Origin of the sequence: Geothrix sp., assembly GCF_030219325.1 — a bacterium.
Lineage (GTDB): Bacteria > Acidobacteriota > Holophagae > Holophagales > Holophagaceae > Geothrix.
This window is the reverse complement of the sequence record NZ_CP126625.1, coordinates 831305-844868: the sequence shown is the minus strand read 5'-3', so window position 1 is coordinate 844868 and position 13564 is coordinate 831305. Positions and strand designations below refer to the sequence as shown.

The 13564-nt window shown below is 68.0% G+C and carries 8 protein-coding genes, 1 tRNA gene and 1 pseudogene; 8 read left to right on the top strand and 2 right to left on the bottom strand.

Translation table 11 applies throughout. The features are described 5' to 3' along the window. The first annotated feature begins 83 nt into the window (after window positions 1–83). The 8 genes from flhA to QOZ81_RS03720 all read left to right on the top strand — a co-directional run bounded on the left by flhA (window position 84) and on the right by QOZ81_RS03720 (window position 9698). Window positions 84–2183 carry a flagellar biosynthesis protein FlhA gene (flhA, locus tag QOZ81_RS03755; RefSeq protein ID WP_291201426.1) on the top strand — a complete coding sequence of 700 codons (2100 nt, stop codon included), beginning with the start codon at window positions 84–86 and terminating at the stop codon, window positions 2181–2183. Between the two features lie 10 nt (window positions 2184–2193). After that, window positions 2194–3483 carry a flagellar biosynthesis protein FlhF gene (gene flhF, locus QOZ81_RS03750; protein ID WP_291201430.1) on the top strand — a complete coding sequence of 430 codons (1290 nt, stop codon included), beginning with the start codon at window positions 2194–2196 and terminating at the stop codon, window positions 3481–3483. Further along, entirely contained in the window at window positions 3480–4349 is an 870-nt protein-coding gene (locus QOZ81_RS03745; protein ID WP_291201433.1) for a MinD/ParA family protein, read from the top strand. Before flhF ends, QOZ81_RS03745 begins: the two co-directional genes overlap by 4 nt. Before the next feature lie 10 nt (window positions 4350–4359). Next, the gene (locus QOZ81_RS03740; protein ID WP_291201436.1) at window positions 4360–5277 is read left to right on the top strand and encodes a FliA/WhiG family RNA polymerase sigma factor; all 918 of its coding nucleotides are present in this window, start codon (window positions 4360–4362) and stop codon (window positions 5275–5277) included. Window positions 5278–5280: 3 nt separating this feature from the next. Continuing rightward, the gene (fliM, locus tag QOZ81_RS03735) at window positions 5281–6297 is read left to right on the top strand and encodes a flagellar motor switch protein FliM (protein ID WP_291201439.1); all 1017 of its coding nucleotides are present in this window, start codon (window positions 5281–5283) and stop codon (window positions 6295–6297) included. A 3-nt stretch (window positions 6298–6300) separates the two neighbouring features. Then, window positions 6301–7227, top strand: coding sequence for a flagellar motor switch protein FliN (gene fliN / locus QOZ81_RS03730; RefSeq protein ID WP_291201442.1), 927 nt, complete (start codon window positions 6301–6303; stop codon window positions 7225–7227). Window positions 7228–7493: 266 nt separating this feature from the next. Then, window positions 7494–9326 (top strand): glutamine--fructose-6-phosphate transaminase (isomerizing), encoded by a 1833-nt coding sequence (glmS, locus tag QOZ81_RS03725; RefSeq protein ID WP_291201445.1) that lies wholly within the window; start codon window positions 7494–7496, stop codon window positions 9324–9326. A 297-nt stretch (window positions 9327–9623) separates the two neighbouring features. Beyond that, window positions 9624–9698: transfer RNA gene (locus tag QOZ81_RS03720), tRNA-Val, on the top strand. 462 nt (window positions 9699–10160) lie between these two features. Here QOZ81_RS03720 and QOZ81_RS16735 read toward each other — a convergent pair. Together QOZ81_RS16735 and QOZ81_RS03710 are read right to left on the bottom strand one after the other, a co-directional pair. Next, window positions 10161–11114 (bottom strand): annotated as a pseudogene (locus QOZ81_RS16735) (BamA/TamA family outer membrane protein); the annotation flags it as partial. A gap of 1960 nt (window positions 11115–13074) precedes the next feature. Further along, the gene (locus tag QOZ81_RS03710; RefSeq protein ID WP_291201451.1) at window positions 13075–13410 is read right to left on the bottom strand and encodes an STAS domain-containing protein; all 336 of its coding nucleotides are present in this window, start codon (window positions 13408–13410) and stop codon (window positions 13075–13077) included. Window positions 13411–13564 lie beyond the last annotated feature (154 nt).

Below are 13564 nucleotides of genomic sequence, written 5' to 3'. Positions count from 1 at the left end.
CAATCCCAGGCTCGAACGTGAAGCCGTGATCGGATCAAGGGGTTTGTGGCATGGCCCTCGCCCCGGACCCTGCGGGTGTCGGTATGTTGACCTTCCTGGACCGTCTGCTTCCTTATATGGGCCGCCTGGCCAAGCGGTCGGATCTCGCTGCGCCCGTTTTCGTGATGATCGTGCTGGTGGTGATGATCCTGCCCCTGCCCGCCTTCATGCTGGATCTGCTCATCGTCCTGAACATCACGCTGAGTCTGGTGATCCTGATGGTGGGCATGTATGTGCGCCGCCCCAAGGAGTTCAGCTCCTACCCCTCGGTCCTGCTGGTGGTGACGCTTTTCCGTCTGGCCATCAACGTGGCCACCACCCGCCGGATCCTGCTCTTCGCCGGGGACCAGGGCGCCGACGCCGCCGGCCACATGGTGAAGGCCTTCGGCCAGTTCGTGGTGGGCGGCAGCTATGTGATCGGCCTGGTGGTCTTCCTGATCCTGCTGGCCATCCAGTTCCTGGTCATCAACCACGGCGCGGGCCGCATCGCCGAGGTGACGGCCCGGTTCACCCTGGACGCCATGCCCGGCAAGCAGATGGCCATCGACGCCGACCTGAATGCGGGCTACATCGACGAGCAGGAGGCCCGGAGGCGCCGCAAGGACCTCCAGGAGGAGGCCGGGTTCTACGGGGCCATGGACGGCGCCGTGAAGTTCACCCAGCGGGACGCCGTGGCGGCCCTGATCATCCTGGCCGTCAACATCGTGGCGGGCATCCTCCTGGGCGTCGTGCGCTACAACCTGCCGGTCATGCAGGCCCTGGAGGTCTATACCCTCCTCACCGTGGGCGACGGTCTGGTGACGGTGATCCCCAGCCTGCTCATCAGCGTGGGGGGCGCCATCCTCACCACCCGCAGCGGCAGCGATGCCTCGGGGCTGGGCAGCGAGGTCATGGGGCAGCTGGGCGCGGATCCCCGTCCCCTGGGCATCGCCGCCTCGGTCCTCTTCCTCTTCGGCGCCGTGCCGGGCCTGCCCCTCTTCCCCTTCTGGGTGATGGCCGCCATCTTCGGGATCATGGCCTACGCCGCCTGGAAGCTGCCCCAGGCCGTGCCCGCCGCCGTGGCCGAGCAGGCCGCCGCCGAAAAGGCCAAGACCGCCGCCGCCGACACCAGCGAGAAGGTGGAGGGCCTGCTCAAGGTGGACCCCCTCGGCCTGGAGGTGGGCTACAGCCTCATCCCCCTGCTGGACGTGAACCAGGGCGGCACGGTGCTGGAGCGCATCAAGGCCGTCCGGCGCCAGATGGCCTCGGATCTGGGCATCGTCGTGCCCCCCGTCCGCATCCGGGACAACCTGCAGCTGCCGCCGCACACCTACCGCATCCTCCTCCGGGGCGAGGAGATCGCCCGGGCCGAGCTCCAGCCCGCCCAGTTCCTGGCCATGAACCCCGGCACCGCCACCGAGGACCTCGCGGGCACCCCCACCTCCGAGCCCGCCTTCGGCCTGCCCGCCTACTGGATTCCCGACAACCTGCGGGACCGGGCGCAGATGCTGGGCTACACGGTGGTGGAGCCGGCGACGGTGCTGACCACCCACCTGTCCGAGCTCATCAAACAGCACGCTCCTGATCTGCTCGGGCGGCCCGAGGTCCAGCACCTGCTGGACACCCTCAAGGAGACGACCCCCCGCCTGGTGGACGACCTCATCCCCAACGTCATCAGCGTGGCCACCCTCCAGAAGGTGATGCACAACCTCCTCCGCGAGCGGGTGCCCGTCCGCGACCTGGGCCGCATCCTCGAGGCCACCGCCGATGCCGCCACCATGACCAAGGACGTCGGCTTCATCACCGAATACGTCCGCCAGGCCATGGGGCGCGTCCTGACCGGGCCCCACCTCTCCGAGAACGGCGAGCTGGGCGTCCTGGTGCTGGACCCCACCCTGGAGCAGACCCTCCAGGGCGGCATCGAGCAGACGGACCGGGGCAGCTTCCTGGCCCTGGAACCCGGCCGCACGCAGGAGCTGTTGTCCCGCATCGCCAACGGCATCGCGGCCATGCTGCCGGGCGCCCAGCCCGTGCTGCTCACCAATCCCGTGGTGCGACCCCACCTGCGGCGCCTGCTCGAGCGTGCCCTGCCCCACCTGGTGGTGCTGAGCCACAGCGAGGTGCCCATCGATGTCCGTGTCGTGAACCTCGGAACCGTCTCATGAAGGGTGAAGCATGCGCGTGAAGACCTTCGAAGCCGGATCCATGCAGGACGCCCTCGACGTCGTGAAGAAGGACATGGGCGAGGAGGCCTTCATCCTCTCGACCCGCACCCGGCGTCGCCCCGCGGCCCTCGGCATGGGCGAGGAATCCGTCATCGAGGTGACGGCCGCCGTGGACGAGGCCCAGGCGGGCGTTGCGCCCCTGGCCGTGGGAGCGCCTCCCCTCACCTACGGGCTCCGCGCCCCCTTGAGCGGTCCCGCTGCCCACCGCCCCTCACGGGAAGCCACCCCCCAGGCTCCGCCCCCCGCACCAGCCATGGACCTTCAGCCCCTGCGCCGGGAGCTGCTCGAGATCAAGGGGGCCGTGGCGGCCCTGAAGGACAATGACCTGCGCAATGCCTCCATCCTGAAGGAACTGGATTCGATGAAGGCCCTGCTCAGCCGCATCCAGCGCCAGGGCATGCCGCCGGCCCAGCTCCACCTGCCCCCGAGCCTGCTGGAACTCTACGGCGATCTCGTCGCCAACGACGTGGAGCCCCTCATCGCCCTGCGCCTCTGCGAGTACGCGCAGCGCGCACTGACCGACCAGGATGGCGACGCCTCCATGGGCACCGTGGATCCCGAGCGAGCCCGGCTCTTCCTGCGCCGCGTCATCGCCGACTTCATTCCCGTGGCGCCCCCCATCCAGCTCGATCCCGGCAAGATGCGCGTGGCCGCCCTGGTGGGCCCCACCGGCGTGGGCAAGACCACCACCGTGGCCAAGCTGGCGGCCTATGCCCAGCTCCACCTCAAACAGAAGGTGGCCCTGCTCACCCTGGACACCTACCGCATGGCGGCCGTGGACCAGCTGCAGCAGTACGCCCAGATCCTGCAGGTGCCCCTGCACGTGGCCCTCACGGTGGAGGACCTCCGCAGCGCCCTGCGCTTCTACCAGGACCGCGCCCTGGTGCTCATCGACACGCCGGGCCACAGCCCCAAGGACACCGACACGCTCAACCAGCTGCGGGGCCTGATGGACGAGCTGCCGGAAGTGGAGACGCACCTGGTGCTGTCCGCCACCACGAAGCCCCGCGACCTGACTGAGATCGCCGCCCGCTATGAGCCCCTGCGCCCCACCCGCCTGCTCTTCACCAAGCTCGATGAGACCTCCACCTACGGTCCCATCCTCAGTACCCTGGCGCGGGTCAAGCGGCCTCTCAGCTACCTCGGCACGGGCCAAGAAGTCCCCGAGGCCCTCGAGCTGGCCACCAGCCGCCGGGTGGCCGACCTCATCCTCCCCGCCACCATGAAGGAGGCCGAATGAGCAGCGACCAGGCATCCCGGCTCCGCAGCATGGCCCAGGGGCAGCGCCCCGAGGCGCCGCTCTTCGCCGCCCGCGTGGTGGCCATCACCTCCGGCAAGGGCGGGGTCGGCAAGACCAACGTCGTGGCCGGCCTGGCCCTCTCCCTCGCCCAGCAGGGCCAGCGGGTGGTGGTCATGGACGCCGACTTCGGCCTGGCGAACCTCGACATCCTGCTGGGGCTGTCGCCGAAATACACGCTGGAGCACGTCCTCCGCGGCGAGAAGGTGATCGAGGAGATCCTGCTGGAAGGCCCCATGGGCATCCGCATCATCCCCGCCAGCAGCGGCATCCAGGAACTGACCCGCCTCGACACCATGAGCGAGCTGCGCCTGGTCCAGGGCCTGCAGCGGGTGGCGGAGACGGCGGACTGGCTGCTCATCGACACGGCTGCCGGCATCCACGACTCGGTCCTGAAGCTGCTCATGGCCGCCCAGGAGGTGATCCTGGTGACCACGCCAGAGCCCACGAGCCTGGTGGACGCCTATGCCATGGTGAAGGTCCTGCACCTGCGGGAAGCCACCAAGCCCCTGTGGCTGCTCATCAACAACGGCCAGAACATCGACGAGGCCCAGGAGACGATCGAGCAGCTGCAGGCGGCCACTGAGCGCTTCCTCGGCAAGCAGCTCAAGGTGCTGGGCATGATCCCCAACGACCCGCACATCCTGCAGGCGGTCCGCCAGCAGCGGGGGGTGGTGGATCTCTTCCCTCGGAGTCCGGCCACCCTGGCCTTCCAGGCCCTGGCCCGTCAATTGCTGGGCCAAGTGTCCTTGCAGCCCGACGGCTTTGCGTCATTCTGGAGGCAGCTCGCCTCCGATGAACCCCAGTAGGACCTGACGAATGTCCCCCACTCCGGACCAGCCCTCCGATCCCGGCCTGCCCCTCAGCGGCGAGGCCCTCCGGGCCGTGGAGCTGGCTCCCGTCGCGCTCCGCCCCTGGGCTGCACTCGCCGCGGCCAAGGCCTACGGGAAGGCCCTCCCCCTCCAGGTGCCCGCCCTGCCACCTTCCTCTCTGGCCGCGGAATCCTCAGAACCCCCTGAGCCCTTTGACCGCGAGAACCGGGAACAGATCATCAAGGACTACGTCCCCCTGGTGAAGTTCGTGGCGCACCGCATCGCCGCGCGCCTCCCCTCGCACGTGGAGCTGGACGACCTGATCAACAGCGGCATCCTCGGCCTCATGGACGCCATCGAGAAGTTCGAGCCTGCCCGCAACATCAAGTTCAAGACCTACGCCGAGCTGCGCATCAAGGGCGCCATCCTGGACGGCCTGCGGGACCTGGACTGGGTGCCCCGCAGCCTCCGGCGGAAGAAGAAGGACATCGAGGGGGCCTACCACAGCCTTGAACAGCAGATGGGCCGGGCCGCCACGGACGAGGAAGTGGCCCAGCACCTGGGCATGCCCCTGGAGGAGCTGCACAAGAACCTGGACGATCTGAAGGGCGTCACCCTCGGCACCTTCGTGGAGGTGGGCGAGGATGGCGAGGGCGAGAGCCTCATCAGCTTCGTGCCGGACCCGGATGCGGAGGACCCCCATCAGATCTTCCAGTCCACGGAGATCAAGGACATCCTCCGGGACGCCATGGAGGTCCTGCCCAAGAAGGAGAAGTTCGTGGTCCAGCTCTACTACTTCGACGAGCTGACCATGAAGGAAATCGGCACCCTCCTGAACATCACCGAGTCGCGGGTATCCCAATTGCATACCAAGGCCATGCTGCGGCTCCGGGGCAAGCTCCTGGAGAAGCACATCGAAGGGTAATCCATGGCCAAAATCCTAAGCCAAGAGGAAGTAGACGCACTACTTAAGTCCCACACCAAGCCGGCTGGGAAGGCTTCGTCCGCCGCGGGGGGAGACCGGGGTGCGGCACCAGCCCCGGCAAAAAAAGCCCAGGTTCAGCGCAAGGTCACCCTCTACAACTTCCGCCGTCCCGACCGGGTGAGCCGCGAGCAGATGCGGTCGCTCCACTTCATGCACGACCGTTTCGCCCGGAATTTCTCCAGCTCCCTGAGCGCCTACCTCCGCACCATCACCGAGGTGAACCTGGTGAGCGTCGAGCAGCTCAGCTACCAGGAGTTCCTGCTCTCCGTCCCCGATCCCACCTGCTTCAACGCCATCTCCATCAAGCCCCTGGAAGGCGCGCTGGCCCTGGAAGTGAACCCCACCCTGGTGTTCCCCATCATCGACAAGATGCTGGGCGGCCCCGGTGAGCCCCTGAAGCAGCTGCGCACCATGACCGACATCGAGCAGAGCATCTTCGATGGCGTGCTGAAGCTGGTGCTGGAGGACCTGCGCGAAGCGTGGCGGGGCATCATCGATCTCGATTTCCGCATCCAGGCGCGGGAGACCAGCCCCCAGCTCATCCAGATCGTGGCCCCCAACGAAGTCGTGCTGCTGGTGGTCTTCGAAGTGAAGATGGGCCCGGTGAGCGGCATGATCAACCTGGCCATCCCCAGCATCATTCTCGAGCCCATCTCCACCAAGTTCGACCAGGAGATGTTCACGGGCTACAAGAAGTCCTCGAGCTTCGAAGAAGCCCGCCTGCTCATGGCCAGCCTGAAGCGCTGCGGCATGGAGGCCGCTGCCGAGATCCGCGGCACCAGCCTCAGCATGGAGGAGGTCCTCCAGCTGAAGACCGGCGACCTCATCCCGCTGACCAAGCGCTTCGATGCGGAGCTGGACCTCTGCGTGGACGGCATTCCACGCTTCATGGGCCTGGTGGCCCTGAATCCCAACGGGAAACGCGTGTTCCAAGTGACCGGCAGCCGGTCGGAGGGGTGAACGATGGATGCCCGAGACACTGAATTCTTCCAGAAAGTCGGCAGCGCCTTCGCCGAGAGCATGGCCTCCGTGTTCTCCATGCTCACGGGACGCGAATTCCAGATCAAGTCGGCGCCGGGCGAGCTGCTGGAGACCCCCGCAGTCGCCGCCCTGCACGAGGGCACCGGCATCCTCGTCAAGGCCAACTACCAGAAGGGGCTGAACGGCACGCTCTTCTTCACCCTCCCCCTCAAGGAGGGCACCATGCTGGTGGACCTCATGCTGGGTGGCGAGGGCGCGGCCGCCGAGGAGCTGGTCGGCGACTCCAAGGACGCCCTGGCCGAGACCTTCAACCAGGTGCTGGGCAGCGCCAACCAGACCCTCTCGGACCTGGCCGGGGAGACCTTCGCCATCGCCAATGTGGAGATCCTGGCCATCCAGCCGGAGGCCGCGGCCTTCGCCGAGCAGCTGGGCCAGGGCGGCTTCCAGGACCTCTCCCTGCCGACGACCCAGGACTCGCTGAGCACGACCATCCATCTGCTCTTCCCCGATCTGCTGCTCCAGCAGCTGAAGCGGAAGCTCGGCCTCGTGGAGGCCCCACCGGCACCCGAGCCCTCCCCGGCCTCCGTGGCCGCCACCCTGGCCGCCCCGCCCCGGCAGGCCCCCGTGGCCTCGGGACCTGCCCCCGATTCCGGCAACCTGGACCTGCTCCTGGACATCCAGCTTCCCGTGGTGGTCCGCATGGGCCAGACCGAGATGCAGATGGGCGAGCTGCTCAAGCTCACGCCGGGTTCCATCCTCGAGCTCAACCGCAGCGCCGATGCGCCGGTGGAGCTGCTTGTAAACGGCAAGCTCATCGCCAAGGGCGAGGTGGTGGTCGTGGATGGCAACTTCGCCTTCCGCATCACCGAGATCGACACCCGGGCCGCGAGGATCCGCAGCCTGGCCTAATATCCTCCGGGGGTTCCGCGCTGCGCGCACACCCCGGACCCCCGCGCGAAGCCCGGCAAAGCCGGGCTTCGCTTTGGCTCCCAACCAAACGCTCAGCGTTCTTTCGTGTAACGCGGGGTGCAGGCCGTTCCGCGATGGCCCTTCGACTGGCCGGGGCGGGTCTGCCACACCTGTGGTTCGGCGGGTGCGGCGAGGCGGGTATGCGGAACCACATTGGATCCCAGGGCCCATCCCGCTAAGTTGGGACCTGTGATCGGGAGTCCCCCATGTGCGGCATCGTCGGATACATCGGACAGCAGGGTGCCGCCGGCATCCTCGTGAACGGCCTGCGGAGCCTGGAGTACCGCGGCTACGACAGTGCGGGCATCGCCCTCTCCTCCGGATCCGGCGCCTTCAACGTCATCCGCGCCTCCGGCAAGCTGGTGAACCTCGCTGGCAAAGTGGACCTGTCGGATCCGACCCCGCTGGGCATCGGCCACACGCGCTGGGCCACCCACGGCCGCCCCACGGAGGAGAACGCCCACCCCCACCGCAGCGCCGATGGCCAGGTGGTGGCGGTCCACAATGGCATCTTCGAGAACTTCCTCGAACTGCGCGCCGAACTGAAGGCGGCTGGGGAGACCTTCCAGTCCGAGACGGACACCGAGTGCTTCCCCGTGATGGTGTCCCACCTCATGAAACAGGGCCGCTCCTTCACGGAAGCCTTCCGGGAGGCCGTGGGGCGCATGAAGGGCATCTACGCCCTGGCCTGCCTGCACGCCACCGATCCCGACCGCATCCTGGCCGCCCGCAGCGGACCGCCCATGGTGCTGGGGCTGGGGGAAGGCGAGACCTTTCTGGCCTCCGACGTCGTGCCGTTGCTGCCCCACACCCGCCGGGTGATCTTCCTCGAGGATGGCGACCTCGTGGAACTCACCCGGGAAGGCGCTCGGATCTTCCGCCTGGATGGCGGTGACGTGGCGCGCCCGGTGGTCACCATCCCCTACGATCCCGTGGCGGCCGAAAAGGGCGGCCACAAGCACTTCATGCAGAAGGAGATCTTCGAGCAGCCCCAGGCCCTCTCGAACACGCTGCTGAATCGCCTTCCACTCCACGGTGAACCCATTCCGCTGGACCTCCCCTTCACGGAAAAAGAGCTGGCGGACCTCACCCGCATCCACATCGTGGCCTGCGGCACCAGCTGGCACTCCGGCCTCGTGGGCAAGTTCCTCATCGAGCAGCTGAGCCGGGTGGCCGTGGAAGTGGACTACGCCAGCGAGTACCGCTACCGCGAACCCGTCATCCAGCCCGGCACCCTCATCATCGGCATCACGCAGAGCGGCGAGACCGCCGACACCCTGGCCGCCATGAAGGAGGCCGCCGCCCGCGGCGCCCGCACCCTGGCCATCTGCAACGTCATGGGCTCCACCGCCACCCGGCAGTGCGAGGCCACGATCCTGACGCACGCGGGGCCGGAGATCGGCGTGGCCTCCACCAAGGCCTTCACCACCCAGCTGGCGGTCCTGACCCTGCTGGCGCTCAAGCTCGGCGAGGCCAAGGGCACCGTGGATCCCCAGCTCAAGGCCGAGCTGCTGCAGGGTCTGCGGGAACTCCCGGCGCACCTGGAACGGCTGAATTCGCTGGAACCTAAGATCATCCAGTGGGCCCAGCGCTGGCAGGACGCCACCGACTTCCTCTACCTGGGCCGCGGCCCCTGCTACCCCATCGCCCTGGAAGGGGCGCTGAAGCTGAAGGAGATCTCGTACATCCACGCCGAGGGCTACCCGGCGGGCGAGATGAAGCACGGCCCCATCGCCCTCATCGACAAGACCCTGCCCGTGGTGGCACTCATGCCCAAGGACGCCCACCGGGACAAGACCCTCAGCAACCTGCAGGAAGCCGCGGCCCGCGACGGCCGCATCCTGGCCCTGGTCACCGAGGGCGACACGGGCCTGGCCGGCATCGCCGAGGACGTGCTGGAGCTGCCTCCGGTCCACCCCTGGCTGGCCCCCATCGTCTATGCCGTCCCCCTGCAGCTGCTGGCCTACCACATTGCGGTACTTCGCGGCTGCGACGTGGACCAGCCCAGGAACCTGGCCAAGTCGGTGACCGTGGAATGACCCGGGAAATTTCCCGGGAATTCACGGCGGCTCCTGGGGAGCGTCCCATTCTTGGGAACGCTGGTGGTACTCCTGGAGGCAGCCATGGCCGCCCACTTCCTCCGCCGATTCGACCCGGATCACGCCGCGTGGCTGGACTGGCTCCTCATCCTGACCGGTGCCCTGCTCGCCCTGCTCTTCTGGCCCGCCACCCACCCCTGACCGCCCCCGCGCTATGGTTCGGGACCCCCGAGGCGGGTCCGATCCACCCTGAAGGCTCGACAGCCGCGCCCGTTCCGCTAAAATGAGGGTTCGCATTGGCGCGTAGCTCAGCGGTAGAGCACCACCTTGACACGGTGGGGGTCGGCGGTTCGAGACCGCCCGCGCCAACCACCAAAGGCCGCTTTTGCGGCCTTTTTCGCGTACCCCAATCGGGCGGTCTCGGACCGCCGAGAAAGTCCGGCGGGCAGGTAGGGCCTCGCTGGAGGCGCTCCTGCGGAGCGCTGGAAGCGAAAAGGCCCGTGCCCAGCCGGACGCATGGTTCGAGACCGCCCGCGCCAACCAGGTAAAAGGCCGCAACGCGGCCTTTCTTGTGTACAGATATCCGGGCGGTCTCGGACCGCCGAGAAACGGCGGCGGCCCGGTAGCAGCCGACGGAGACGCTCCGGCGGAGCACCGGAGGCGATCAGCCGCGGGGCCAGCCGCGCGCATGCGGATCCCCTAAAACTGGAATCCCGCCGAGATGAGCAGGCTCTTCAGCTGGGTGTCCCGCTCATCCGCGGTGCGGGGCTTGCCCATGATGCGTTTCCAGTCCGCAGCGTACTCGAGCTTGAGGGGGAAGCCCAGCTTGAGGATCAGCCCGGCGCCCAGGGTGGTGCGAAGGGGCGGGAAGGGCGAGACGGCGCCGGCCTCGGGGCGCAGGCTGCGGTAGACCTGGCCGGAGTCCACGAAGACCTCGGCCCAGATGCTCTGGCCGATCAGGGGGAACCGGTACTCCAGGTTCACCACGGCGAGGGCCTGGCCACCGAGCGGGATGATCTGCGGCAGCAGGTTGCCGCTGCCGTCGGTGCGCCGGACCTCGCCCAGCATGTCCGGCTCGACGCCGCGCACGGTGAAGGAACCACCGCCGAAGAACCGCTCGGACAGAGGCAGGTCCTCGGCGGCATGGTCCGTGGGCCGGGCCAGGCCGAGCCTGAGGCTGGCCATGATCACGCCGTTCTCCGCATGGAAGCCCAGGCCCCAGTTCCACTGGTGCCGGAGGTCCAGCTTCACGAAGCTGCTGTTGGCCGAGGTGCCGAACACCTGGTTCGCCAGCTCCAGCCGCCCCAGGAAGAAGGTGCCCTCCGTCGGGTCGTAGGGCCGGTCCCGCCGGTCCACCGCGACCTGCACATAGGGGGCGGAGATGATGCTGCGGGCCGGGGTCCTGGCGATGAGGAACAGGTCCTTATCCGAGATCAGCGGAACCCCGTTGCTATCGGTGTTGGCGGCCACCTCCACCCGCTCGAAGCGGTAGCCGATCTGGACGGCCTGGTTCTGGCCGACCTTCCAGTCGAGGCTCGGGGAGAAGCGCCGGCGTCGGGCGAAGAAGGCCGCCTGGGCCTCCTCGATGTAGGCGCCTTCCAGGTGGAGCCGGGTGCGCGAGGCCAGCCAGGAGTCGAGGGCGTTCGGCAGGAACCAGGGGTCGGTGTAGCCGATGCTGTAGCTGTCCACGGAGCGCTTGATGTCACCGGTGGGAAATGCTCGGCGCAGGGGTTCGCTGTTCAGGGTGTTGTCGCCAGCGCGGAGGCCGAAATCGAGGACCCGTCCCATCCCCCCCACGTTCAACCGCTGTGCGTTCAGACCGAAGTGGTAGCCCTGAGTCTTGTCGTAGCCGAAGGATTCCGTGAAGACCCAGGGGCTCCGTTCCTGCAGGCGCAGAGCCAGATCGCCGCGTTGCCAGGGCTGCTGTTCCTGCTCGGGCAGGTCCTTCAGCGTGAGCAGGTCCACCCGCTGAAAGGCACCCAGGCCCCCGAGGCGCACCTGGCCCTCATCCAGCTTGACCGGATCCAGCGGCGCCCCCTGGGGCAGTTCCGCCTCCCTCAGCACGGCCTCGGCCCGGGTCCGGTCGCTGCCCTGCACCACCAGCCGTTTCGCGTGGTCCAGCGGCTGGGGAGGCACCTGGATCCGGACGATGGGTTTGTCACCATCATCCTCGAAGGCCAGCTTCACCTGGGGATTGGCAGCGCCGGCTGAGGAGAGCCGCTGCCGCAGGTCGGAAACCACCAGCGCCAGGTCGTTGCGGACCAGGGGCAGGGCGGGCTGGAAGCTGAGCCGGACGCCCTGGGGCGTGGGTGTCATGGTCCCCTTGAAGCCCTGGAGGTGCCGACGGTCCGAGCGGTACCACGTGTTGCCGGCCACAGGCACCGGGCGATCGGACATGGCAAGCAGCAGGCTCTGCGAGAGCCGTTCGCGGGAGAAGCCGGGCTGATCGGGAAGGTCGAGCACCAGGGCATCCAGGTAGCGGCGCTGGCCCTCGCGGATGATCAGGCGCACCTCGACCGACCCATCCGCGGCCGTGTCCACCCGGCGCCGGACCCTCACTTCGGGAAAGCCCCGCTGAAGGTAGAACGCGGTGAGGCGGTCTTCCAGTCCCTTGACGACCTCGGCCTTGGCATGGGGAGGCAGTACCAGGAAGCGCCGGGGCAGCACCACTGCCGCCCGGAGTTCCTCCTCCGACAGCTCCTTCTGGCCTTCAAAGGAAAGCTTCCCGAGGGTCCTCCTCGGGCCGCGCTCGACGGAATAGGTCAGCGTCACCGCCTCGGGCCGCTCCGTCGTTCCCGAGGTCACCACCCGCTCGTAGCTGACCTTCGCTTCGGGAAAGCCCTGGTTGCGGAAGTAGGTCGTGATCCTTCCCGCGCCCTCGTCCAGCAGGCTCGGTGCGTACCGCTCGGCCCGCGCCAGGGGCACGAACTCCGACAGCCTGGGCTGCCCCCAGAGAGGGGCCAGCAAATTCAGCCCCTTGGCCTGCAGGTACACCTTGGGGCCCGGCCGGACCTCAAGGAGCATCACCTCCGGCTCGCTGGTCGGTTCCAACCGGACGGAGCCTTCGAGTCGACGGTCCTTCACGAGCCTCTGCCGGATCCGCCGCTGGGCCTCCCGCACCACGGTGGGCGTCCAGAAGGAAGTCCCTGGCCGCAGGCCGGCCACCTTCAAAAGGGTCTCCCGGGAGTAGGGACGGGGATCCCCCTCGAGCCGGATCTCCCGGATTCTGGCGGGCGCTCCCAGTTCCAGGACCAGGCGCAGGTGGCGTCCACCCTGCTCCAGCAGGCCACTGACCTTGGCCGCAGGATACCCGGCCTCTCTCAGGCGCTGCTCCGCGATGCCCGTCAGGACCGACCTTCGCTGGGACCCCAGGCGCTGCCCCTTGCGCAGCTCCGGCAGGAGGGTCTTCGCGAGTTCCCGTGGAACCGCATCGCCCTCCCAGCGCCAGGTCGCCATGGGCGTCAGTGGATCGAGGCGGAGCAGCGCCTGCCCGTCCACTCCGAAGGTCCCCTCCACCGAGCGGTAGCGGTCGACCAGGCGCACGGCCGCCAGGGCCTGCTGGAAGGCAGCCCCATCCAGCTCCTGGCCCACCTTCAATCCCAGGGCCGCCACAGCGAAGCGGCGGTCCTCTTCGTCCCCGCCCTCAATGCGGATCGCCGTCAGCCGGCGCAGCGAATCGGCCTCCTGGGCGCCGGCGGTCGCCAGCACCAGGAGGCCGATGAAGGGGACGGCGCGAAGGCGCACCGTCCTAGAAACCCGCGAGGGCCTCGTCCTCGGTGTCCTTCACTTCGAAGACCGAGTGAAGGCTGGTCATCTTGATGAGGCTGAAGATCTTGCCGCTCATCCCGCAGATGCGCAGCTCCCCGCCCTTGCCCTTGATGGAGGTGTAGCAACCCACGAGCTCGCCCACGCCGGAGGAATCCAGGTAGCTCACCTTGCTGAAGTTGATGACGATCTTCCGCTCCCCGTTGGAGAGGGAGGTCCGCACGGCCTCGCCCAGCTCCTGGTCGCCATCACCCAGGGTGATCTTGCCTTCGGGGTAGAGGATGAGCACATCGTTGTGCTTGCGGGTGTTCAGATTCATGGGGCCCTCGAGGTGAGGGGCCAGTGTAGCAAGGCTGACATCCCAGAATGCAAGCAGAGCCGACCCGGGGTCAGCAGCCCACCCGAGGCCAGTGGACGAACGGCACGGGCTCTGCATCCCTAACCAGGAAGCCGGGCTCACCCGGCCCATTCTG